At 55.9% G+C, this 24,033-nt stretch carries 19 protein-coding genes; 12 read left to right on the top strand and 7 right to left on the bottom strand.

Features of this window, described 5'->3' with window-relative positions:
• Window positions 1-289 precede the first annotated feature (289 nt).
• Entirely contained in the window at window positions 290-850 is a 561-nt protein-coding gene (locus IQ254_RS10245; protein ID WP_193966082.1) for a pentapeptide repeat-containing protein, read from the top strand.
• A 16-nt stretch (window positions 851-866) separates the two neighbouring features.
• On the opposite strand, the gene murQ is transcribed toward IQ254_RS10245, so the two are convergent.
• The 3 genes from murQ to IQ254_RS10260 are packed head-to-tail and all read right to left on the bottom strand — an operon-like array spanning window position 867 to window position 3,113.
• On the bottom strand, window positions 867-1,793 hold the full coding sequence (murQ, locus tag IQ254_RS10250) for an N-acetylmuramic acid 6-phosphate etherase (RefSeq protein ID WP_193966083.1): 927 nt from the start codon (window positions 1,791-1,793) through the stop codon (window positions 867-869).
• Between the two features lie 45 nt (window positions 1,794-1,838).
• On the bottom strand, window positions 1,839-2,717 hold the full coding sequence (locus tag IQ254_RS10255; protein ID WP_193966084.1) for a DUF4870 domain-containing protein: 879 nt from the start codon (window positions 2,715-2,717) through the stop codon (window positions 1,839-1,841).
• A gap of 15 nt (window positions 2,718-2,732) precedes the next feature.
• Window positions 2,733-3,113 (bottom strand): DUF3110 domain-containing protein, encoded by a 381-nt coding sequence (locus IQ254_RS10260; RefSeq protein ID WP_193966085.1) that lies wholly within the window; start codon window positions 3,111-3,113, stop codon window positions 2,733-2,735.
• Between the two features lie 233 nt (window positions 3,114-3,346).
• Between IQ254_RS10260 and IQ254_RS10265 the strand changes: the two genes are divergently transcribed.
• The 5 genes from IQ254_RS10265 to cobW all read left to right on the top strand — a co-directional run bounded on the left by IQ254_RS10265 (window position 3,347) and on the right by cobW (window position 12,084).
• Complete coding sequence (locus IQ254_RS10265) at window positions 3,347-8,944, top strand: translocation/assembly module TamB domain-containing protein (RefSeq protein WP_193966086.1); 5,598 nt, start codon at window positions 3,347-3,349, stop codon at window positions 8,942-8,944.
• A 90-nt stretch (window positions 8,945-9,034) separates the two neighbouring features.
• Window positions 9,035-9,667 carry a signal peptidase I gene (lepB, locus tag IQ254_RS10270; RefSeq protein WP_193966087.1) on the top strand — a complete coding sequence of 211 codons (633 nt, stop codon included), beginning with the start codon at window positions 9,035-9,037 and terminating at the stop codon, window positions 9,665-9,667.
• A 178-nt stretch (window positions 9,668-9,845) separates the two neighbouring features.
• Entirely contained in the window at window positions 9,846-10,457 is a 612-nt protein-coding gene (locus IQ254_RS10275; protein ID WP_193966088.1) for a hypothetical protein, read from the top strand.
• Window positions 10,458-10,540: 83 nt separating this feature from the next.
• The gene (locus IQ254_RS10280) at window positions 10,541-10,975 is read left to right on the top strand and encodes a VOC family protein (RefSeq protein WP_193966089.1); all 435 of its coding nucleotides are present in this window, start codon (window positions 10,541-10,543) and stop codon (window positions 10,973-10,975) included.
• Window positions 10,976-11,049: 74 nt separating this feature from the next.
• Window positions 11,050-12,084: a cobalamin biosynthesis protein CobW gene (cobW, locus tag IQ254_RS10285; RefSeq protein WP_193966090.1), complete on the top strand. Its 1,035-nt coding sequence runs from the start codon at window positions 11,050-11,052 to the stop codon at window positions 12,082-12,084.
• A 9-nt stretch (window positions 12,085-12,093) separates the two neighbouring features.
• On the opposite strand, the gene msrP is transcribed toward cobW, so the two are convergent.
• The gene (gene msrP / locus IQ254_RS10290) at window positions 12,094-13,083 is read right to left on the bottom strand and encodes a protein-methionine-sulfoxide reductase catalytic subunit MsrP (protein WP_193966091.1); all 990 of its coding nucleotides are present in this window, start codon (window positions 13,081-13,083) and stop codon (window positions 12,094-12,096) included.
• Window positions 13,084-13,755: 672 nt separating this feature from the next.
• On the opposite strand from msrP, the gene IQ254_RS10295 reads away from it, so the two are divergent.
• The 3 genes from IQ254_RS10295 (at window position 13,756) to IQ254_RS10305 (ending at window position 16,871) form a co-directional block, all read left to right on the top strand.
• A complete protein-coding gene (locus tag IQ254_RS10295; protein ID WP_193966092.1) occupies window positions 13,756-14,535 on the top strand; it encodes an RNA polymerase sigma factor SigF in 780 nt (259 codons plus the stop codon).
• A 69-nt stretch (window positions 14,536-14,604) separates the two neighbouring features.
• Complete coding sequence (locus IQ254_RS10300; protein ID WP_193966093.1) at window positions 14,605-15,561, top strand: hypothetical protein; 957 nt, start codon at window positions 14,605-14,607, stop codon at window positions 15,559-15,561.
• A gap of 125 nt (window positions 15,562-15,686) precedes the next feature.
• Window positions 15,687-16,871 (top strand): bifunctional sterol desaturase/short chain dehydrogenase, encoded by a 1,185-nt coding sequence (locus tag IQ254_RS10305; RefSeq protein WP_193966094.1) that lies wholly within the window; start codon window positions 15,687-15,689, stop codon window positions 16,869-16,871.
• Here the strand turns inward: IQ254_RS10305 and IQ254_RS10310 are convergent.
• The 3 genes from IQ254_RS10310 to IQ254_RS10320 form a co-directional block, all read right to left on the bottom strand.
• Complete coding sequence (locus tag IQ254_RS10310) at window positions 16,868-17,170, bottom strand: hypothetical protein (protein WP_193966095.1); 303 nt, start codon at window positions 17,168-17,170, stop codon at window positions 16,868-16,870. The two genes, IQ254_RS10305 and IQ254_RS10310, sit on opposite strands and share 4 nt — an antisense overlap.
• A gap of 64 nt (window positions 17,171-17,234) precedes the next feature.
• Window positions 17,235-18,290, bottom strand: coding sequence for an ABC transporter permease (locus IQ254_RS10315; RefSeq protein ID WP_228040468.1), 1,056 nt, complete (start codon window positions 18,288-18,290; stop codon window positions 17,235-17,237).
• Between the two features lie 554 nt (window positions 18,291-18,844).
• Window positions 18,845-20,302: a DASH family cryptochrome gene (locus tag IQ254_RS10320; protein ID WP_193966096.1), complete on the bottom strand. Its 1,458-nt coding sequence runs from the start codon at window positions 20,300-20,302 to the stop codon at window positions 18,845-18,847.
• A gap of 146 nt (window positions 20,303-20,448) precedes the next feature.
• On the opposite strand from IQ254_RS10320, the gene IQ254_RS10325 reads away from it, so the two are divergent.
• From IQ254_RS10325 to ctpC, 3 genes are all read left to right on the top strand, one after another.
• Window positions 20,449-20,862 carry a nuclease A inhibitor family protein gene (locus IQ254_RS10325; RefSeq protein WP_193966097.1) on the top strand — a complete coding sequence of 138 codons (414 nt, stop codon included), beginning with the start codon at window positions 20,449-20,451 and terminating at the stop codon, window positions 20,860-20,862.
• 160 nt (window positions 20,863-21,022) lie between these two features.
• Window positions 21,023-22,465, top strand: a complete 1,443-nt coding sequence (locus IQ254_RS10330) for a glycoside hydrolase family 13 protein (protein WP_193966098.1) — start codon at window positions 21,023-21,025, stop codon at window positions 22,463-22,465.
• Between the two features lie 227 nt (window positions 22,466-22,692).
• Entirely contained in the window at window positions 22,693-23,991 is a 1,299-nt protein-coding gene (gene ctpC, locus IQ254_RS10335) for a carboxyl-terminal processing protease CtpC (RefSeq protein ID WP_193966099.1), read from the top strand.
• The last annotated feature ends 42 nt before the right edge of the window (window positions 23,992-24,033 follow it).

Consider the following 24,033-nt stretch of genomic DNA (forward strand, 5'->3'; position numbering starts at 1 on the left):
AATATTATCGCGCTCCGAACCCCATCGTCAGGGGCTGGGGTTGTCAATGCTGGCGGTCAATAGCATCGCCATGCACTCCCCGCACTGAGTTAAGTTGAGCGACAAAGCTTTGATGGCTGACACCTGAGCTGTAACCACACTACTGACGCCCCTTGCAAACACCATGAGAGATTGTTACATTACTTAACAGATAGGTGGGCTTGGATAGAGCAGCGAATGCGTAGTGATCGGTTGGTCGCGATCGCCTGGAACTCGGGAGAGGGGATTAGAGCAGGGCAGGGAGATTTTCATGGATACAGCAAGTCCTATAGATATGCAGTCCATCACGATGGCCCAGGTGCTTGATCTCTATGCCGCTGGGCGGCGTGACTTTAGCCACCTTGACTTTCATGAGGCCTGGATGCCTGGCCTGGAGCTGCCTGGCATTGACCTTGCTCAGGCCAATTTAGTGTCGGCTAACCTCGATGGTGCGGTGCTGGTAGGCGCTAACCTGGGCGGCTGTAATCTTTGGCGAGCTAGTCTTGAAATGGCTGATTTGCAGGCTGCTAACCTGACTCGCTCGATCCTGATTCGTGCTCAACTGAGCGGCGCTAACTTAAACCAGGCCAATCTGAGCTCTAGCGACCTGCGCTTGGCCAGTCTGACCGGTGCCGGGTTGTGTCGATCTGATCTACGCAACGCCAATTTGAGCTATGCCGACCTACGCAACGCTGATTTGGCTGACGCTGATCTGCGCGGGGCAAACTTGACCGGGGCAAATTTACGTGGAGTCAGCCTCGCCACTGCTAGGCTTGGCGGTGCCAGTCTAGATCGCGCTTGGATGGATCCTTCCCCAGAACTTTCTTACTAGGCGATCCTTAATCCAGCTAATCACTTCTGTTAGCTCCTTCTAGTGCCTGCCTCAGCTGTCCCTGGTGCTGGGCAAGATTTATGGCGGCAGTCTCCGCGTCTAGATCGCCCAGGTGCATCATCAGAGCCAGCTTGACCTGCTGATGACTGCGGTCGAGCAGAGTGCCAGCGGCGTCGCGATCGAGATCGGTAAGGTCGCAGAGAATGCGCAGGGCGCGATCGCGCAGTTTGGTATTGGTTACCGCCACATCTACCATGCGGTTGCCGTAGACTTTGCCCAGCCGCACCATAACGCCGGTCGAGAGGATGTTGAGCGCCATCTTGGTCACGGTACCCGCCTTAAGCCGGGTTGACCCCGCTAGCAGCTCTGGCCCTACCAGTAGACGAATATCGATATCGACCTCAATGGGGGCCTGGTCGGCGGGTACACAAGCCATAAAGATGGTGGTGGCTCCCCGCTGTTGGGCCTCAGTGAGTGCACCGCGCACGTAGGGCGTAGTGCCTCCGGCGGTAATCCCTACGACCACATCTTGAGCCGATACGGCTCGCTCGGCGATCGTCGCTGCGCCATCTGCGGCAATATCCTCTAGCCCTTCTGAACTTTTCACCAGGGCGCCGACGCCGCCAGCGAGCAATCCCTGCACCAACTCCGGGGGGGTACAGAAGGTGGGCGGGCATTCGGCGGCATCGAGCACCCCCAGCCGCCCGCTAGTGCCTGCCCCTACGTAAAACAGTCGCCCGCCCTGTCGCAGGGCCTCGGTTGTGGCGTCGATGGCGGCGGCCAAGGGGCCTTTAGAGTCAGCGATCGCAGTCAGGGTGCGCTGATCTTCATGGTTAAACAGTTCGACCAGGTCTAAGCTACTGAGCTGGTCGAGCTGAGTACTGCGAGGGTTAGCCTGTTCAGTCAGCAGGTGGCCCCGATCGGTGGGTTGGGATGCGGTCACGGGCAGAGACAATAAACACTGCCGCTAATGTAGAGGATGGCGCGCCTAGCGCACAAACCGAATGGTTCCTAGGTAGCGTGCCGACCGCCCCTCAGAAACCTGGACTGCGGCGATAATGCAGCTCACCATTTCAACCAGAGCCAGCGGGATCACCAGTAAAAAGCCCACCAAAATAAACATCAGCGCGATCGTAACCACCCAGGCGATCACCATAGTGAGCTGAAAGTTCAGGGCAGCTTTGGCCTGGCGCTGCACATCGGCAGACCTAGATATCGCGTCGGGTGCTCCCCCCTTGACCAGCAGCAGCACCAGCGGGGCTACCACGCGCCAGGGTAGCAAAAAAGAGCCTCCCCAAAACAAAGGCCATCCGCTCAGCCACTGTCCGCCGATCACCAGGTAGCTGACCAGCGGAGCCAAGTGAACTAATGCCATCAGAGTGGTATCTGACAACGCTATGCTATCGGCCTCTGGGTCTAGTCGATCGGGTGCAGGTGACGCGATCGCAGATCGATCGGATTGAGGGTCGGTGCTGCTTGCAGTCCCAGTCGGGGGCGGAATCCTGGTACCATCGCCACTGGTTGATGGCGATGGTGACGCCAGAACTGCAGACGAAGCCACCGCCGATGGCCCTGTTGCCCCTAGCGCAAAGCCAGTTTGCCACTCAGCCGTGGCCGCACCCACCTGCCACCCGCTAACCCAAACTGTCTCTAGGGGGCAGGTTAGGTTCAGGCGCTCTAACCCCCTCTGAATCCGGGGCACCACTAGCGCCTGGGAGATGGGTGTCGGCGCTTCCAGCTCTAGACAAAGCTGAACCCCCAGCCAATACCCCCGAGCCACAATACCCTGCCGAGCCATAGATTGCGTCAGCAAATGCGCAATGGCCTGGGCATCGCCTTGGCGGGCACGGTCAATGAGTGTGGTCATGGGGATTGATTAGCATTACAGCAATTTTTCAAGCTGCTGGCGGAGGCGGTCAAGCTCGGTTTGGGAAGGGCCATTGGTCGTCGAAGATGGCGCTGCCTCTTCAGGCTGGTCGGGGTTCCAGGTTGTTTGCTCCAGATTTTGCTCCGGTGGCATGGCTAGCGACCCTGTTTCAACTAGGCGACAACTATAGCCCGCAGATTCACAAAATTCTTCAATATCCTCTTGCTCCATGGCCTCTACGGTGGCCTCCGGAAAGTCTTGAGCCTCCAGCATAAGGGCAAAACGAGTGGCATCATCTTCATGCTCAAACATCAAGACTAGATCCTTCCCGTCGATGTTCAAGGTATGAATACCTTCATTCTCGGTGCGAGCGTTAAACAACAGCACGTACACCATAGCTATATCTCACCCAACAGCGTTACCTGTCCACTGTAGCGGGCCGCTGCAGCCCGAACAAAGTCTCACCGATTGGCGTCTGACGCTATAGGGGTAGAGCTCCCCCAATGGCATCGTTCGGCGTCACTATGACTCAAGCCTCAGGTCACAGCGGTTAAGTTCATTACCGATGGTAGGCAGATGTTGGGGAGTTCACTACTATGATTGGGTGGTTTGCGGTGGTGTAAACGGGTATGACCCCTTCTCAAGAACCAGAGCCTGCGCAAGAATCCAGCCCAGGTGGCAGGTGGCGCTGGCGAATCGTCGGCTGGGCGGGTTCCGGGCTGCTGTTGGTCGGTAGTGTCGCTGGCTTTGCGGGCTGGGTCTGGAGCCGTAATAACCTGATTCCCTGGCTCTCGAACGAGCTTTCCGAGGCGCTCGATCGCCCGGTTGAGCTCGGCCCCCTCGAGCGCCTGGGGCCAACGGGTATTCGAGTTGGCGCATCGGCGCTCCCGCCAACGGCCACCGACCCCGATACCCTCACGATCGGGGCTATTGAGGTGCGCTTTAACCCCTTTGACCTGCTGCGCCGCGAGGTGCGCCTGATGATTTACCTAGAGCAGGCAGAGGCCTACCTGGAACAGGCTGCGGATGGTGAGTGGGTAGCCACAGATCTAGACCTGCCTGAAGACGACCCCAACCGCGACCCGTTTATTGATGTGTCGCTGGGAACGCTGAGCTTGCGTGACAGCCGCCTTACCCTCTTGCCCTACGGTACCGGGGAGCGCGATCGCCCCCAAATTGCCCTCGTCGATGTTCAGGGCGAGGGTGAGTTCAGCCACGTCGATCTAGAGGTCGATCCCGAAGGAGCAGGGGTCGAGGGGGGCGTTGCTACCCAGCCTCAAGCTCAGCGTATCGACCTGACGCTAGCAGGCACCTCAGTGAAGGGTGGCGATGTAGTCATTAAAGGCTCCCTCCAACTGCCACCCAACCGGCTAGAAGACTCGGTAACCGATCAGGTGGCTAGTCCTCAATTTTTGGCCTGGGTTCCCCCCCGGCTGTTGAACAGCCTGGTACTGCCCGCCCCGCCGGCCTGGGCCAGCAGTCCTAATCCTGCCCCCTCCCGTACTGGCCTCCAGGGCAAGCTCAACCTGCGGGCTCAGAAGGCTCGGGCCACCGACATCATGCCCCTGGTCGAGTCGTTTCTCAAAAATCCGTTGCCGGTTCAATTTCCCACTGGGCTGGTGAGCGGCAGTGTAGATATAGAACTGGGGGGTGAGCGTTCCCCCAGTTTTATGGGCACGGCTCAAGTCAGTGAGGGAACCGTCGCCTGGAAGGTGCTGCCCGAGCGGCTAGAAAACCTCCAGGGCGATGTGCGCTTTCGGGGCCGAGTCTTTGAATTTGAGGACGTGACCGCCAGCATGGGCGAGCTGACGGCTCGGGCCAGCGGCCCCCTCGACCTCGATGGGGGCTACGACTTCAGCGGTCAGGTCAACCCCTTTACCGTGGCCCAGGCCTCAGATCTGTTCGGAACGGCGCTGCCGGTGCCGGCTAATGGTACGTTTGGAGCCGATGTCACCATGACCGGGCCGCTGAAAAAACCGACCATTACAACAGCGCTGATTGCCCAAGATACCGTGACGATTGACCAGGTGGCCTTTACGGAGATGCGAGTCAATACGACTCTGGCAGCCCCCAATGTCTTCATCGATAGCATTCAGGCTATTCCCCAGGATGGGGGAGAAATCGCCGGTAGCGGCCAGTTCACCTTTGGTCAGCCAGGGCAGCTGGCTCTGACCCTGCGCGGCGATCGCCTGCCAGGTGATGCGATCGGTCGCCTCTACGGCCTACCTGCCTCTCTGGTGCTGGGCCCCGTGTTTGTGGAAGCTGAGTTTTCTGGCCCGGTTAACCAGTTGGTCGGTAACGCCAGTTGGCGAGCTCCCCAGGGCACCTACCCGGCCCAGGGGTTTGTGGCTCTCGCCGACAATACCTTGCAGTTCACCGATACTTTTGTCCAGGTAGCGGGCGGCACTGTGGCGGGCAGAGGCACCCTGGGCTTGGGCGATCGCCGCTGGCAGTCTACCTTAGTTGCCAATGGGCTACAGCTCAACCAGCTGGGGATATCTGCCGACGGGGTGGTCAATGGCACGGCTCAGCTAGCCGGTATTCTAGGCGCTGGCGGGCTGAACAGTATTCAGGGGCAAGGTATAGCCCAAGCCGTCCTGGCCGAGGGGACGGTGCTCACCCAGGCTGACCTGGCCGGGGGCCAGTGGAGTGCAAACCTACGCAGCAGCGGCCTGGCCATGGCAGCCTTTGCGCCTGACCTCCAGGGCACCGCTGAGGGCGAGTTTCGATTTACGGGTACCACCGCCAATCTCAGTCCAGCTGGCATCCGTGGTCAGGGCCAACTTGTTCTATCTGACGGGCTAGCTACTGTAGCGGCGCGGGCGCCCCAACTGGCCCAGGTGCGTCAGCCTCTCACTGCGGATCTGGTCTGGAATGGGCAGTCGGTGCTGGTACAGCAGGCCAGTACGGCGGGCATACAAGTCAGTGGGCTGGTAACGCCCCAGCTCAGTGGCGCTGGAGCACCGGCGATCGCCAATCTCGATCTCAATCTCAATGTTGATGGCTACAGTCTTGCCGCCCTGCCTGTGCCAGAAGTTATTCCTCTCCAGGGCAATGCCTTCTTCCAGGGGCGGCTCCGGGGCCGCCCCGGAGCCCTGGCCCTCAACGGCGAGGCTTCCCTAGTGGGGCTAATGGCAGGAGAGTTAGCCTTTGTTTCTCCCCTAGATGGCCCTGTCACCTATACCCAGGGGGGCCCGCTGGCGGTAGATTTGACCGGCGGTGGCGATCGCGTCTATGTGGCCTCCGGCCAGGGCGATCGCGACCTAGACTTTGAGGTCAGGGGCGGTGACGCTCTGGCCAGGGGCCACATCCAGGGCGATGATCTCTACGCCACCGTGGCCAATTTACCCCTGAGCGATATTCGCCTGCCCCAGGGAGAGACGAGCGGCTTTGGCACCGTCAGCGGCCTCATCACCGCCGCCGAAATTGTCGCTAACCTGCGCCAGCCTACGGTTCGGGCCAGCTTCGATGTGCAAGATCCAAGCATAGGGTATCTCAGCCTGCCCACCGAAACGGTGGTCGCCAATGCTGGTAGCGTTGCCCCTGAGTCCCCCGCCAACGGCAACACCGATCGCCCTAGAGAGATGGAAACCCGCTATGGTCGCCTGCGGGGAACAGTCACCTATGCCGATGGCGTAGTTGGCCTAGTAGGCGGTGTGATTGAGTCAGCATCGGGGCTCAGCCGCTACCTGGCCAGCGGCACCTACACCCTGGGCAACACCCCCCAACTCAACGGCGAACTGACCATCGACAATGGGCAGATTCAAGAGATTTTGCAGACCTTCCTCATTTTTGAACGAGCCGATTTTCGTCTGAATGTGCTCCAGCCACCCCCATGGTTTCGCCCCGCTACCGAGGCCGACCTGGCCTCTCTAGAAACGGTTCAACCAGTGGGCGATCGCAATGCTAGCCTGCTCGATCAATTGCGTTGGTTAGCTGAAGTACAGCAGCTACAAGATAGTCTCGCAGCCCAGGCTGAGACAGCGCGGCTACCGCCTTTAGAAGAATTTGTGGGCAGCATCTCAGGCACGGTGACCGCCAACGGTGCCGTACCCGACGACCTCGAGGTCACCTTTGATCTGGCTGGAGCCAACTGGGTTTGGGGTAACCCCAACGGCAGCAATGGATCGGTCTATCGCATTGATCAAGCTATGGCCCAGGGCAGCTACCAAGACAGTGTCATTCGGCTTGAACCCATTAGCCTGCAATCTGACTTCTCTGACTTCTCGGCCACAACCCAGCAGGGGGTAGCAGTAGCCACCCTCAACGGTGATTTTAGCTTCAACCCCGACGACCCCGTTGCGCGCACCCTACGCCTTGAGATCAGTGACGTGCCCGTTCAAGCGCTCCGACAACCCCTACGCTTACCCAATAATCTAAATGGTCTGATGAACCTAGGCGCCACCCTGACGGGCACCCTCGCCAATCCCCAAGTGCGGGGTCAGTTGGCCGTCAATGAGGCCACCATCAACAGACAGTCTATTGATCTAGCCACCGCTACCTTTGGCTATGCCGATGCCCGGTTTAGCTTGATTAGCCGCCTGGCCATTGATGAACAAGATGATGACCCACTGCGGTTGGTAGCCAGTGTGCCCCTATCGCTACCCGGCCTCAACCAGCGGCCCAAATCTGACGATGTTGCCATCAACCTACGCATGCGTGACGAGGGCTTTGCCCTAATCAACCTGTTGACCCAGGCCATCACCTGGGAAGAAGGCCAGGCTGATCTGGCCTTAGCCGTACAGGGTCGCTGGCTCACTGATCAATCGCTGCAAGCGGCTCTGACTACGCTCACCGTCGCTGGCAACGCTAACTTTGACGGGGTCACTATCAGCGCCCGCAGCTTACCCGAACCGCTCACCAATATTCGGGGCAACATTCAGGTCGTCGGCCAACCCGACCCCGACAACCTCAGTTCAGTCACTGCAAATTCGGTCTACAACAATGGCCTAGTGCTCGATGTTCAAAATCTACAAGGCGACTTTAGCGACGGCCAGATTACAGCCCAGGGCAACCTCAAGCTATTGCCTTCGGTACGAGACCTAGCGCCCGGCGCATTTGATGGTAGCAGTCCGGCCCTGGCCGAGAGTTCCGGCGGCAGCGCTTCTCCCCTACAAATTACCCTCGATCAAATTGCCCTGGATCTGCGTAGCCCTACGGGTACCTATCGAGGGGGCGTCGATGGCGATGTCGTGGTAGACGGCAGTGTATTTTTGCTGCCACCGTTGGTCTCAGGCGAAGTCAACCTGTCCAATGGGATCTTGACCCTGCCCGAGTCACAGATTGAGGGCAGGGCGACAGAAACCTTTGTAGCTTCCCAAGAACCAAGTATTTTCACGCCTATTCCACCAATTTTAGAAGATTTAAAGCTGGTGCTGGACGACAATATACGCCTGGCCGTACCTGGGTTTGTCGATGTGCAAGCCCAAGGCACGCTGGATCTGCTCGGGACCGTCCCCAACATTAAACCCAGGGGTCGTATTGACCTGCCATCGGGCCGCATTAATCTGTTGACCACTGAGTTTAGGTTGACTGGCAATGACAACTATGCTGAATTTCGAGATTTGGATGAAGCCATTGATCCTTATTTAGTGGCGACCTTGACAGCGATCGTGCCCGACAATGCCGCAGCTGGCAATTCTCTAGCAGTGGCAACGCCCTTCCCTCGCAATGAGATCAGCGAGTCAATTATCGATCAATTGGGATTGACCCAAGGGGGCGTGCAGACGGTTCGCATTCGCGCCGAGGTCAACGGTCGCGTCAGCCGGGTGGTCAATCTTCAAGATGTAGAACTGTCGAGCACCCCGGCCCGATCGCAGAACGAAATCATTGCCCTAGTCAGCGGTGGGTTCTTAGCCGCCCTAGAATCGACCCTGGGCAGCGTCTCTGGGGGCGGTGACGGTTTTCAGGGATTACTAGCCTTTGCTGGCTCGGCTTTGCTCAATAACTTGCAGGGTTTCTTAGGCGCGGGGCTAGAGCGAATCGACCTCAGGTTGTATTCAGCGTCCCCTCCCGGCATCCAAGATGGCGCGATCGATATTGGCGGTGAGTTGGGCTTTAATTTATCGCCCAGTATTTCGTTGTCAGTGCAAAAAGTATTTACCAACGTCACCCCAGCCATATTTGGTATTCGTTACCGCGTCAATGATCAGATTACTGTGCGAGCGATCACTAGCTACGAACAGTTCAACGAAAACACTGGAGTCGTTTTAGAATTTGGCTTTTAACTTAGCGCCGCTTTTTTCGTAGCCTTTTCCCCTGTAAGGTGACAGGCAGGGGCTAGTAGCTCTGTCCTATTTTTCGAATGCAATAAGCCTATGGATCCTCAGCGATCGCAATCTTCGCAGTCTACGCCACCGGCTGCGCCTCAGCCTGACCAACCCGCTTCGTCACAGACCTCGGCCTGGCAACGTTGGCAGGCTATTTGGGCCGATCAATGGGGCAACCTGCGCGTCCTAGTGGTGGCCCTAGCCGTCGCCCTCACGGTGCGGGTGCTGATTGCTGAACCGCGCTACATCCCCTCCAATTCGATGGATCCGACGTTACACATTGGCGATCGCCTGCTGGTCGAAAAGATCAGCTACTACTGGCAGCCCCCCCACCGGGGCGACATTGTGGTGTTTGCCCCGCCACCCCAGCTCATCCGGCTCGGTTACGAGCCCCGCCAAGCCTTTATTAAGCGCGTAATTGGCGAACCAGGCCAGACTGTACAGGTCAACCAGGGTCAGGTTTTAGTAGATGACACTCCCTTACAAGAGGCCTACATCCTAGAGCCGCCCGCCTACGGTCTAGAGCCCGTCACGATCCCCCCGGGGCAGGTATTTGTCATGGGCGACAACCGCAACGACAGCAATGATTCCCACGTTTGGGGTGGTCTGCCCCAGCAAAACATTATTGGTCGAGCGCGATTTCGATTTTGGCCCCTCGACCGCATTGGTCTCATTCGTTAAACGCTGTTCTGAGCACCCGACCAAGCTTGTATCCCAGTCTCAATCAGGGATGTCGGTACTGGCGACTCACCCTAATTGCCTCAACCTGCTGCAGAAATGCCTGACACCAATGGCGTACTCCACTACTGCGAGCTCAAGCTGACTTGTGTAAGATCGAGACGGTCTTGAGGAAAGCGATATGCTCGTACAGCTCGTTCGGCCCCTGGTACGAACCCAGGTGCAGATGCTCACCCAGGCTCAGTCGGCCAGCGGCAAGCTGGTGGGTATGGTGTCGCAGTGGCTCGGCTACCTGGGTATTCAGGCGGAGGTAACTCAACTACAAACCACAGGCAACCGCATTCAGGTCTCCCTCTGTGTTGGCAAACCTGAACAGTGTACTGAAGCCGAGTGGCAAAAGATTCTCGACAATCTCAACCAGGAGGCCAATACCGCCCCTGCCGAAGATACCCTCACCTACAAGGCGATGACCTCTGCCCAGCAGAGCAAGGTGCAGCGACTGCTGGCGTCTATTCTCCACGCCAGCGGGCAAGACCCTACAGCTGAGTGGGCTACCCTACGCCCTCGCCTCGCGGCCATGGGCATGGACGAGTCGATGATCGCAGGGGTTCATGCGGCCCTCAAGGTACCCATGCCCATGGAGCTTCTAATTGAGCAACTCGAGCCAGACGTGGCCGCCTTTGTGCTGTCTAAGGCAATTAACATTGCCCTGCTCGACCAGCAGATCAGCCAGGCCGAAGATACCGTCCTCAAAGCCCTGCTCAACGCCGTCGATCGCCCCGTTGTCGCCTAAGTGGATGGTTAGAATCTGAGTGACCCCCTGTGGCGATCGCACTCCGCCCGCACCAATGCCCCATCAGAGCAATCTCCTGGAATATGACTTCCTCTACTGTGCTGTTTCACCTGGCCTTTCCCGTGGCAGATATTCCCACAGCCAAGGAATTCTATGTGCAGGGGCTAGGGTGTGAAACCGGGCGAGAAACACCCAGCTCTCTAATTCTGAATCTCTACGGCCATCAGCTTGTCGCCCATACCACCGCTGAGCTGGCTCCCCAAAAGGGCATCTATCCTCGCCATTTTGGCCTGGTGTTTTTGGCCGAGCCCGCCTGGGAAACCCTTCTGTATCGGGCTCAGGATCACAGACTCACCTTCTACCAGGGCGAAAAGCGCCGCTTCCCCGGTACGCCTCTAGAGCACCGCACCTTCTTTCTCCAAGACCCTTTTCATAACCTGCTGGAGTTTAAGTATTACTGCCACTCCAGCGCCATCTTTGGGGAAACCGAACACCCGTTTGTAGGCGACGGCGAGTAGCTAACGACAGAGTTTGTAGTCTCCGATGGGTAGTCACCGTGCTAGGTTGAGGGTCGGCGACTTTTCGGTAGGTCATGCACAAAATTCCAGTCACAATCGTTACCGGCTTTCTGGGGGCGGGCAAAACCACCTTGATTCGTCACCTACTGCAAAACCCTGGTGGGCGGCGCATTGCTGTACTGGTCAACGAATTTGGCGAAGTGGGCATCGATGGTGACCTCCTGCGCAGTTGCCAACTGTGCGATGAAGACGGTGAGGTCGCCAGCAACATTCTCGAACTTGCCAACGGCTGCCTCTGCTGCACGGTGCAAGAAGAATTTTTGCCTACCATGCAGGCGCTGATCACCCGCCGCGACCAAATTGACTGCATCGTGATTGAAACCTCTGGGTTGGCGCTGCCCAAACCCCTGGTGCAGGCCTTTCGCTGGCCCGAAATTCGCACGGCAGCAACGGTAGATAGTGTAGTTACCCTAGTAGACTGCGAAGCCTTAGCGGCAGGCGACCTGGTGGGCGACCTCCCTGCCCTCGAAGCCCAGCGCCAGGCCGACGACAGCCTCGACCACGAAACCCCGCTCGAAGAACTGTTTGAAGACCAGCTCAACTGCGCTGACCTGGTGCTGCTGACCAAGATAGATCAGGTGACCGAGGGCGATCGCACCCGCATCGAGCAATGGCTGACCCAGCAGCTTCCCCGTCCAGTCAAGGTTCTGGGCTTAGGCCAGGATCTCCTTAGCCCAGACCTGCTACTAGGCTTTAACGCCGCCGTCGAAGACGATCTCGACCGCCGCCCCAGCCACCACGACCACGAGCATGATCACGACCATGACGACGACATCGTCGCAATTTCCGTTGTGCTCGATCGGGGATTTGAACCCCAAGCACTTGTCCAGCGCCTAGAACAACTTGCTGCCAACCACGAAATCTATCGCATCAAGGGATTTGTCGACGTACCCGGTAAAGCGATGCGTCTAGTAGTCCATGGCGTTGGCCAGCGGTTTGACTCATTCTTTGACCGCCCTTGGCAAGCTGCTGAACCCCGGCAAACTCGCCTGGTGGTGATCGGCAAAGATTTAGATGAAAGGGCAATTCGGGCGGCGATCGCCGCCTAGCCATGGGCTTTATCTATAGAGCCCCGCCACATAGTCCCCATAGCCGTTATAAATCACGGTGGGTTGCTCTTCCCAGCTAAACATAGCCGTTCGCTCACCGATTAGGCGTTCGGTTGCCTGGGACCAGCGGGGATGAGGCACCTCGGGTTCTACATTGGCCTCAAACTTATACTCATTGGGTGCCAGAGTGTTCCAGTAGGTGGCGGGCTGCTCGGCCACAAATTCAATCTTGACAATAGATTTAGCCCCCTTAAAGCCGTACTTCCAAGGCGTCACCATACGAATCGGGGCTCCATGCTGCTTAGGTAGGGTGCGGCCATAAATACCCACCGCAAAAAAGGCCAGGTCATTGGCCATTTCCGCTATCGTTAGCCCCTCGGTGTAAGGCCAGGGCAGATTGCGAGACAAACTCAGCCCAGGCCCGGGACATACCTGCGGGTCGTAGAAAGAGGTAAACCGCACAAACTTAGCAGCCGAGGTGGGTTCTACTACGTTCATGATCGCTTTCATGGGAAACCCGATCCAGGGCACCACCATAGCCCAGGCTTCGACGCAGCGAAATCGGTAGATGCGCTCTTCTAAATCAAACCGCTCGGTCAGATCATCTAAGTCAAACGTAGTTGGATTTTTCACTAACCCACCGACCTCTAGCTGCCATGGGTCAGCCGGTAAAGCCTGGGCACTTTCCCAAATATTCTTGCTACCACCAAACTCGTAGTAGTTGTTATAGCTGCTGGCATAGATTTGTTCGGTGAGGTCTCGGCCTGCATCGGCAAAGGCCGGGTTTTGCCGTACCCCAATCAGGGGCTGCCCTAGCGTGGTGTCCAGGTCAACGTCCCCGGCATTGGAGCGTTGGCAAGCTCCTGCTGAGGCCGCTGCTAACCCTACACCGGCACCAATGAGCGATTTCATAAACCGCCGCCGCTGCCAAAATATCCGCTCAGGGGTAACCCGCGATGCGGACAACTGCCAATCAGGGCGAGAATCAAAAAAGACCATAGCAGTTTCATATTTAGAGATACGGCGCCAGAGGTTCTAACCTGGCAGCCATAGTGACATGTACATAAAGCATCTAGATGAGCTTAAGCTAAGAAGCTTTAGCCAAGTTTATGTAACGTTTCTAGTGTCCACCTGAGGGAAATACTGACACTACCAGTGCCATCGCTAGACGATTGCCGACTATACCGATCACTCAAAACATCATCCTGGCTTGGGTACACGCACTCCTATTCGCTGGCTTAGCCAAAAATTTATAGATTCATAACGATTCCACAAACAGGCCTGAAATCCTTTCCTATCAAGGATTATCACCCAGAGAAGGACTCACAGTTGAACCCATATAACGTTCCAGAGATCAGTTGAGGGGCGTCAGGTTGAAAAGTTCCAGATACAGGATTGTCAGCTTCTATACTAATCAAACGAGATATGGTGTCTCCGTGGTTACGCCATTGTGGCTTTCTCACACCAATATTAGGCTGTTGTTATCTACCATCATGCAGAGATCTCTAGCTGCTATGCGTTGCCTTGAAACTCAACGTTGTCGATTGAGTCAATATAGTTGGTTCTTTCCATCTATATTCAGGTCGCACTGCTCTTGCCAGATCCCAGGGGCACTCTTTACAGCCGTCGTTATCGGCTTTTCATCTGGATTTGACGTTTCCTGAAATCACCATGGTTGCTACTACCCGGTTTCAAGCTAAAGGCAGCACCCTAGAGCTGCTGCGCCAATATCAGGATGATCCTGACCTGAATTTGCGTAATCATCTGGTGCAGCTCAATATCGGGCTCGTGCGCCGAGAAGCCTACCGCTGGCGGCAACAGTCAACCGAAACCTTTGACGACCTCATGCAGGTCGGTAGTCTGGGGCTCATTCGCGCCATCGAGCGATTTGATATGAGCAAGGGCTATGCTTTCAGTTCTTTTGCCATTCCCTACATTCGAGGCGAAATTCAGCATTATTTGCGCGATAAAAGTACATCAATGCGTATTCCCCGCCGATGGCAGGCGTTACAAAGCCAGTCAAGTCGAGTAATTCGACAGTTGCAGGCCGAGATTGGCCGACTGCCCAGCGATGCAGAAGTCGCGGCTGCTCTCGAAATTTCAGTGGACGAGTGGCAAGATGTGAAATTGGCCAATCGCAATCGATCGCTGCTCAGCCTTGACGCCCCTGTCAAAGACGAAGAGTCAACTTGCTTGGGCGATCTGTTACCTGACCTCAAATACAAAAGTTTTCAACTGGCTCAGGAAGACCAAATTCGTCTGCAACAGTCTCTCTATCAGCTCGAGCAGCGTACCCGCGAAGTACTAGAATTTGTATTTCTCTATGATCTAACCCAAAAAGAAACCGCTGAGCGCATGGGCATTAGTGCCGTCACCGTATCGCGCCGGGTTAAGCAGGGGCTTAAGCATCTCCAGGCCATTATGGTCTCGGGCGAAGACGAACTCGCTTAGATTGTTCTACATTGCCAGAAGTGAGCTATCGTTGGAGAACATCGGCTCAGACAGCAAGGAGGCTTGGCCATGGGGGCGATCGCATTTTTAGTACTGTTTGTTTTAGGTCTTTTACTAGCCACCATAGGCGGCATTGTTGGCCTAGTAGATGCCTTTCGCGTCAGTCCTGTGTGGGGCTTGCTTTCCTTCTTTGTGCCCTTTGCGCTGCTGGTTTTCTGTATTAAGTTCTGGGGTCGCAAGTGGGCTCGCAACAGCTTAATTATGAGTCTGGGTGGCCTAGGAGTCATGCTGCTGTCTTTACCCCTATTGGGCGCCTTTATAGCCCAGCGGGGTGCACAACTGGGTATTTCCATCGAAGAGGGCATGCCTGGAGAAGAGCTGCCGATAGAGGCGGTACCGGTGCCTGAAGAAGAGGTTGCTGTTGACCCAGAATTTGCTGAGCCATTGGTGCCTGTGGCACCTCAACTATCGCCCATCGCCCGAGCCGATCTGATTCAGTCGACTGACCCCAACGAGCGGGTGCAGCAGATTAATAGCAGCCGTCCCGACCCCTTTGCGATCGTGCCCATTCCCCCACCGCCCCAGGTGGTGGCACCACCGACAATTCCCGGGGGTAGCGTTGCGGTCGGTACTCCCCCTGCGCCTACACCGGGAGCTGCCGCCACCCCTGGGGCAGCAGGGCCTGGTGCGGGAGCGACCTCCGGTGCAGGCGGCACGTCTAGTTCGCCTGGGGCAACTGCCGCCTCACCCCTAGCGCCGCTGCCAGCGTTGCCTCAGCCAACGTTAGCCCAGACGGTTCTGGTCACGGGTGTTATGACTATCGGTAATGAAAACTTTGCCGTCGTTGAAACCTCTGCCGGTAGTCAGTATGTTAGAGCCGGTCAGCGGGTTGCCAATGGTCAGGTGCTCGTCAAGCGGATTGATGTGCGCGGCAGTGACCCTATGGTGGTATTCGAGCAGAACGGCATTGAGGTGTCTCGGCCTGTCGGGGGCCCCGCACCAGCAGATGAGCAGCCCTCGGTATAGTATCTGGAGCCTGCCTTACCTAATCTAAGCTGTATTCTTACTTTGATGCTGCTTGTAGAGGAAAGCCCTGAACCCCGCCCAAGTCGTGTAAAAATGTTAAGTGCTCGACTTGGTATATAAAATTTATGCCGCTTGAAACGGTTGTTTGGCAGGGGTTATGGGGGGTGATTGCCATCGTCATGGCAGAGGCCGTGCGCGATATTTATCACATGGTTAGCCATTACTGGCCCCCGCTTATGCAGCTGCATAACTGGCACCATCGTGCCTACAAAAAAGACTTTACCCCGGTTAGCCCCACGCTCTATCGCCAGGCCCAGCTTCATAACGATGTGCCCGAAGCCTTAGTCATGGCCGGGGCATTAGCCGGGTTAGCTGTTGCAACTGGTATTTTTGGGCTATGGCTAGGCACCCTTTATAGTCTGGGGTTTTTGTTCGCCGCGATCGCCCGGGCCCAAGGTTGGCTGTTAGCCACAGACCTCACCCATGAGCCTGGCGAACTCACGACGATTCCAGGAAACTGGTGGGTGAATCGCACTTATCACTGGCGACACCACTTCGATGATACTAACGCCTACTTCGCGGGATATTTTACGCTGCTTGATAAGCTGATGGGCACCGCTGTTTCTCTCAAAGGTAAAACCGTGGCGGTTACGGGGGCCTCCGGTACTATGGGGCGTGCTTTACTACAGGAACTAGCTCGCCAAAAAGCTCGCCCGATCGCGCTAACGACGTCATCTCAGGCCACTTTTGACGACGGCATCGCCTGTTGGCAATGGCAACCCGGTGCCGAAGCAGACTTGCAGGAGGCACTCAAGAAAGTAGATATTTTGATTCTCAACCATGGCGTAAATGTCCATGGCGAGCGTACCCCTAGCGCCATTCAAACCTCTTTAGAAGCTAACGCTCTCTCAGGCTGGCGCTTGATGGAAGTATTTTTTAGCACCGTAGAGACGTCGTCCCAGCGAGCGATGAAGGAAGTCTGGGTCAACACCTCCGAAGCTGAAGTGAACCCGGCGTTTAGCCCTCTCTACGAGTTATCTAAGCGACTTATGGGTGACGTCGTTAACCTGCGACGACTGGATGCTCCCTGCGTAGTACGAAAAGTGATTTTGGGCCCCTTTAAGAGCAACCTCAATCCCGTTGGGGTGATGTCTGCTAGTTGGGTTGCCTGGGCTGTTTTGGCCCTAGCCAAACGCAACGTGCGTAATATTATCGTGACTATTAACCCCCTCACCTATGTGCTCTTTCCCCTGAAGGAGTTGGGGCAAAACATCTATTTCAAACTTTTTTCTCGCCCCCCTCAGGGTTAACTGCGGTTAAAAAACTCGATTTGGGGTAACTGGGGGTCGTTAACCATCCCTACACCTTGAAAATCCCAGCGGCTGATCAGCGGCTTGAGATTAGAAGCGATGACGGTTTCTACCGCAAACTTATCGCTGATATCGGGAGCATGCGTGTTGACATAGCTAAGGGCCTCATAGTCAGCGGTGAACACCAGCAGATACCCCGTCGGTGGCGGTTGGTCAGACTGGGTTGAGCCCTGGGGACGAGCCACGAGATAGCTACCATCGGCGCGCGATCGCAGTAGATAATAAAGCTGGGAAACCATAGTAATAATTTCCTAAATTCTATATACCCCAGCCAGCAGCCAGACAGTAGTCAGCAGCAGTTGCTTAATTCATATCCGAGAGCCGAATTCTAGGATCGACGAAGCTAAGCGCCACATCAGCCAACAGGTTACCGATGATCAGCATAATTGCCCCCATCATTAGGCTGGCCATCACCAGGTATAAATCCTGGGCCTGCACCGCTTCCAAAATCAGCTTACCCAAGCCGGGCCAGTTAAAGTAGGTTTCAGTAATGAACGCCCCACCCAGCAGGCTGGCAAACTCAAACCCCAGTAGGGTAATGAGCGGATTGATCGCATTGCGCAGAGCATGCACATAGACCACTCGATTTTCTGACAGCCCCTTAGCACGAGCGGTTTGAATGTAGTTTTGCCGGAGCACATCCAGCAGTTGCCCCCGAGTAATGCGCTGCAGCCCTGCAAAGCTAGTGATGCTAAGCGCTAGGGTAGGCAAAATCAGATGCCAACCCACATCTAGCACCTTGCCAAACCAGTTGAGATCGTCATGAATAATGCTAGTACGTCCGCCAATGGGAAACAGCGGCGCCACACTTTGAGCAAAAAACAACAGCAGCAGTCCCGTCACGATGGTCGGCATGCCCTGACCCAAATAGCTCAAGACGCGTAGCACCTTATCCAGGAAACGGTTTTGTTTAACAGCCCCCACTACCCCCAAGGGGATGGCGATTAACCACGTCACCACAATGGCGGCAAAGGAGAGCAGGAGAGTGTTGGGCACCCGCTCCCAAAGCAAATCGACCACCGGACTTTGGTACGCAAAGCTGAGGCCAAAGTTGCCGTGAAAGATCACCTGATAGAGCCAGTTGAGGTACTGTCGCCACACCGGCTGATTAAGACCAAACTGAGCCTCAAGCTGGGCTAGGGTTTCGGGCGAAAACTGAGGACTCTGGCGATACTGATCGAGAAAATTGCCCGGCGCGAGTTGAATCACAAAAAAGCTCAGGGCCGAAGCCAGCAGCAGCGTCAGCGCCGCCTGCAAAATTCGCTTCACCACGTAGAGCACAGTCTCGCTGCTGGCAAAGGCCACCAAACGATTCCAGGGACTAACTGATGGGCGATGGGGAGTGGAAGACTGAGCCATCCCAAATGTATAGAGATAAAGAGCTATCTGTGGTGATTCTAAACCAATTGTGCCCGGTCTTTGAGCCCGCCTGAACCCTGGGCCCAACACCTAGGGGCAAGCTACGGACATGACAGGCGAAACAATCGACTAGCTTCTGGTAGGCGACGACGGCTAGTGGAGACACGGCACCTGCCGTTAGCCACAAAAAACCCCAGCCGTCCAAAGCTGGGGTTATTCAAGTAAATGGCTAATTCAACGATTTGATTTAAGGGTTTGATTTAAAGGTTTGATTTAGCGATAGTGATGACTTGCCTCAAGTCACTGACGCTAGTCAATGAACTATGACATTGTCAACACTACATAAAGATTATGGTAGCTCAACATTAGCTGCCGTTACATAGACTACCTTTGAGCAAATAAATTCAAAGCGCAATTCACCTCGGCTCGGCCTGGCCTGGCCGCTACTCAAACCCTTGCCCAATCTAAGTTTGGCACTGTTCCTTTAAGGGTTTACCAGCCCCAGACAGTTTGCACATAACATTACAACTGCATAAGAGTAAAACTCCTGCCGCTCAGCGCAGTTCAGTAGCCGCAGTATAGATTTTCTCGTTAGCCAGTATAGATTGGTGTAAATCTACCACCGGATGGGGATAATCAACTCCAATGGTTACCTTAAAGCGCTTTTGCTCCACGGGCTGAAGCTGCCAGGGTATATGTACCTTAGCTGCGGGGATGCCTTGTAATTCCGGTAGCCAGCGCTTTACGTAGAGGCCATCGGGGTCGTAATCTTTTGACTGTTTGAGCATGTTGAAGTAGCGAAACCCACGGGCGTCGTTACCCACTCCAGCGCTGTAGTTCCAGTTGCCGTAGTTGCTGCACACGTCATAGTCAATCAGCAGCGACTCAAACCACTCAGCTCCCATGCGCCAGTCAAGACCCAGATTTTTGGTCAAAAAGCTGGCTACGTTCTGCCGTCCTCGGTTGGACATAAATCCAGATTGGGCTAGCTCACGCATATTGGCGTCTACCAGGGGGAACCCGGTTGTACCATTGCGCCAACGGTCAAATCTAGCCCAGTCTTGCTTCCATTCAATTGGCAACCCCCTGAGGCCAGAGGGGTAAAACACACTATCGCCATGCTTGGCACAGATGAAGCGAAAGTAATCGCGCCACAGCAACTCAAAGATGAGCCAGTAGGTGGAGTCGTTGCAGACGCGGTCTACCTCGTACTGGCGCACCGTTGCATAAATTTGGCGGGGCGATAGGCAGCCCAAGGCGAGCCAGGCCGATAGCTTAGAGGAATAGTTGGCCCCCACCATACCGTTGCGGGTTTGCTTGTAAGACTTGAGGCAATCGGCATCCCAAACATAGTGGTGTAGACGCTTAAGCCCAGCCGTGGCACCTCCCTTAAAGGTCAAGACAGCGCGGTCACTAGGCGTGGGAGAATCTAGGTCCAGACTGGCCAGGGTCGGCAAGGGGCCGGGATCTATCTGAGGTAGTGGCGATAGCTGAGTCGGCGGCGGTAGAGCGACATCCACCGGGCTCTGCCGCTCTACCTGCTGCCGAAATTGGGTAAAGACCTCCGGTAGGCGGGCAATTTTAAAGGGCAAATTGTCGGGGTGATAGAGGGTTGATCCCCAGTAGATTTTTGTCTTGCAGCCCAGGGAAGCTAGCTGCTTCTCTAAGGCCTGTTCAACTCGCACCTCTTCGGTGGTCACTTCTTCATGCCAGTAAACGGCTGTGACACCATGGGCTTTGACTAAGTCTGGGATGATGTCTTCAGGCAGACCGACTCGCACGACGAGATCGCTGCCTAGATTCTGAAGCGATCGCCGTAGATCGGCCACACTCTCTAGCAAAAACTGGGCTCGGTAGGCCCCGGTTTTGGGAAACCCAAAGGCGGTTTGGCCGAACTGGCGCGGGTCAAAGCAGTAGAGCAGAATCATGGGCTGCTTACGCCTCAGAGCCTGATCTAGAGGCTGATGGTCATGGAGGCGGAGATCATTACGAAACCAAACGAGACTAGCCATGGCAAGAACGGGAATGTGGGGGAGGGAATGGAAAAAAGTGAGGACGTAGAGTGGGTGAAGGAGATGGCGATTATTCACCGGACGAGGAATAACCTACTGTGACGTATTCTAAAGACCTATAAATTCCTATGCAGGAGCTGCATGGTATGGAACTTCAGCCTGAACATCTCGATTTAGCCACCTGCCTGAAGGACATGGAGGGGGCGATCGCGGGTCTCTGGTACCCCAGCGAAAGTGATGCCCTAGTATCTCTGGTGATCTACGCCGATCCAGTGCCTAACACGGCGGCCCTAGGCGCAAAGCTGGCGGCTGGAGCTGACAGATTTCAACCACAATCGGCTGCTGAGTTCTTTCATCCAGTGCTTAATAACCCCTACTGGGCCAGCGCCCAGGGGGGCCATCTAGCTCAAAAGTATGCGCGTCTGCGCGACGTGCTGCAAAGCCATCTGCATGATATTCAAAGTTTTCGGATCGGCACCGTAAACGTCACGGTGTACTTACTGGGACGTCATCCCAGCGGTTGCTATCTGGGGGTTTGTACCCATGTAGTGGAAACCTAAAAGGTAGAGAGGATGAGGTCGATGGGGGCGTTGGCCAGATGCCAAAATCCCCGGCGATGACCTTGGTCAGCCCATATCTGCTTCCCAATCCAACCTCTAGAGCCGTGGCCAGTCTGCCCAGATGACGGTAGCCTAACGGTAGCAACCGAGGCGAAATACCATGGCTTTTCAAACCCCGGACTGGGTGAAGCATGCTGTCTTCTACCAGATCTTTCCCGACCGGTTTGCCCGTACCCAGCGGCATCTCGATGCTCCAGCCATGGCGGTAACCCTAGAACCGTGGGACTCACCACCGACCCCGTTCGGCTACAAGGGGGGTGACCTGTGGGGGGTAGCTGAACGGTTGAGCTACCTGGTCGATTTAGGGGTCACAGCTATATACCTGACACCAATTTTTCAGTCGGCCTGCAACCATCGCTACCATACCCACGACTACTACCAGGTTGATCCGCTATTGGGTGGCAACGAGGCGTTTCTCGATCTCCTAGAAGCCGCCCACGCCAAAAATCTGAAGGTAGTGCTAGATGGCGTATTTAACCATGCCAGCCGGGGATTTTTCTTTTTTAACGACATTCTCGAAAACGGGCCCCATTCTCCCTGGTTAAATTGGTTTAAGGTAGATGCCTGGCCGCTATCGGCCTACGACGGGGCACTACCGGCCAATTACCAAGGCTGGGTCGATAACCGCGCGCTGCCCAGCTTTAACCACGACAACCCGGCGGTGCGCGAATACATTATGCGCATTGGCGAGTACTGGATTCGTCAGGGTATAGATGGTTGGCGACTGGATGTGCCCTACGAGGTCAAGACCGAGGGATTTTGGCAGGAGTTTCGCGATCGCATCAAAGCGATCAACCCCGAGGCCTATATCGTTGGCGAAATTTGGACCGACGCCACCGAATGGCTCGACGGCACCCAGTTTGACGGGGTGATGAACTACCTGTTTACCGGGCCGACTATTGCCTTTGCCGCCGGCGATCGCGTGCGGATGGACTTGGTTGAAACTCCTCATTATTTTCCCTACCCAGCGTTGGATGCGGCCGGCTACGCCGACAAGATGCAGCACCTGCTGAGTCTCTATCCCTGGGAGATACAGCTGACGCAGCTCAACCTGCTCTCGAGCCACGATGTCGCTCGGCTGTATTCGGTGGTGGGCGAAGATGAGGCCAGCGTAGTGCTGGCAACGCTGCTGCTGTTTACCTTTCCGGGAGCACCCAGCATTTACTATGGCGATGAGGTGGGGTTACCGGGTGAGCTCGACCCCGACTCCCGCCGGACTTTTCCCGCTGAGGCAGACTGGCACCAGGGGCTCAGGCAAATTCACCAAGCGCTGATTGCTCTGCGCGATCGCTACCCGGCTTTGCGCATTGGCCGCTACCAGACGCTGCACGCCGAGGGCAGTCTCTATATAGCGAGTCGAACCCTCGGCGACGAACAGGTGCTGGTTGCCCTCAATGTCGGGACTATGCCGACCTCGCTAAGCACCGATAGCCTGTTATCTGGGATGACTAACCCCCCCTCGGTCTTTATCTACCGAGGGGCCTCATGGGATGGAGAGAAGCTGCACTTGCCAGAACGAGCGGCGATTGTAGTCACCGTGTAACCAAGCGATGTATATCTACATACCTGAGATAGCCTAGCCAAGGCATGGCATTGGTGCCTGGGTGAGTAATGCCTGGTTTTGCGCTCGAGCAGCGCAGTATTAGAAAGGGTCTTAAGTATCTATTGTTACCAAGGGTAACAGAGGCAAATTCCCTTACAAAGTCTTCCTCTTGGTTCTCAATTTGGTGTGTTAGATTGGGCGTAATTTGCTGCTAGAACTTATACCTTATGACATTTGCAAAGCGCGGACTGATCCTCGGTGCTACCGCCCTAGCCGTGGCTGCGGTAATTGTAACCGGTGCCGGGATTCGCCTGTCCCAGAGCAAAGCATACTTCGAAGAAAGCCCGAAGGAACTCATTGATCAGGTCTGGCAGCTGATCAACCGCAACTTCGTCGATGCCACCTTCAACCAGGTCGATTGGGAAGCCGTACGCACAGACTATCTGGAGCGCGATTACACCGATCAAGAAGCGGCCTACGTAGCTATCCGTGAAATGCTGGAGCAGCTGGAGGATCCCTACACCCGCTTCATGGAGCCAGAAGAGTTCCGCAATATGCAAATCGACACCTCGGGTGAGCTCACCGGGGTCGGTATTCAAATCTCCCAGGACGAGGAAACTAAAGAAATTATCGTCGTAGCGCCGATCGAAGATACCCCAGCCTTCGAGGCCGGCATGCGCTCCAAGGATGTGATTTTGGCTATTGATGGCGAATCCACCGAAGGCATGGAGCTCAACGACGCCGTCAGCCTGATTCGGGGGCAGGTGGGTTCCTCAGTAACGCTGACGATTCGTCGGGGCGATCGCGAACTCGATGTGTCCATTACTCGGGCCCTCATTGAAATTCATCCGGTACGCTACAACGTCCAGGCTGGGCCTGAAGGGCAGGTCGGCTATATTCGCCTGACTCAGTTCAGCGCCAATGCCGCCGCTGAGATGGGTGAAGCCATTGATGATCTAGAAGCTCAGGGGGTGACGGGCTATATTCTAGACCTGCGCTCTAACCCCGGCGGGCTGCTATATTCCAGCATCGATATCGCCCGCATGTGGCTGGATGAAGGCACCATCGTGTCAACGGTAAATCGCCAGGGCGTTGTTGACGAAGAAACCGCAAACAGCCGGGCACTCACGAACAAGCCTCTGGTGGTGTTGGTCGATGGCGGTTCAGCCAGCGCCAGCGAAATTTTGTCGGGGGCGCTTAAAGATAACGAACGGGCGGTATTGGTGGGTACACGCACCTTTGGTAAAGGACTGGTGCAGTCAGTGCGCAGCCTGGGCGATGGCTCTGGCATCGCCATTACTGTAGCCAAGTACCTGACGCCCAACGGTACCGATATCAATAAATATGGCATCGACCCCGATATTTCCATTGAGCTAACCGATGAGCAACGGGAGCAGTTTTCGACAGAGCGCGATATCATCGGCACGGCTGCTGACCCCCAATTTGCCGAGGCGCTGCGGGTACTGAGCACAGAAATTCAGGAGGCACGCGGAGCTAATAATGTGACGACGGCCCCGTCTGACTAGCTCGGCCCTCGGGTTAGATATTAGTAGGATATTAGACAGCGG

It is taken from the genome of Nodosilinea sp. LEGE 07088 (genome assembly GCF_015207395.1).
In the GTDB taxonomy this organism is placed as follows: Bacteria; Cyanobacteriota; Cyanobacteriia; order Phormidesmidales; family Phormidesmidaceae; genus Nodosilinea.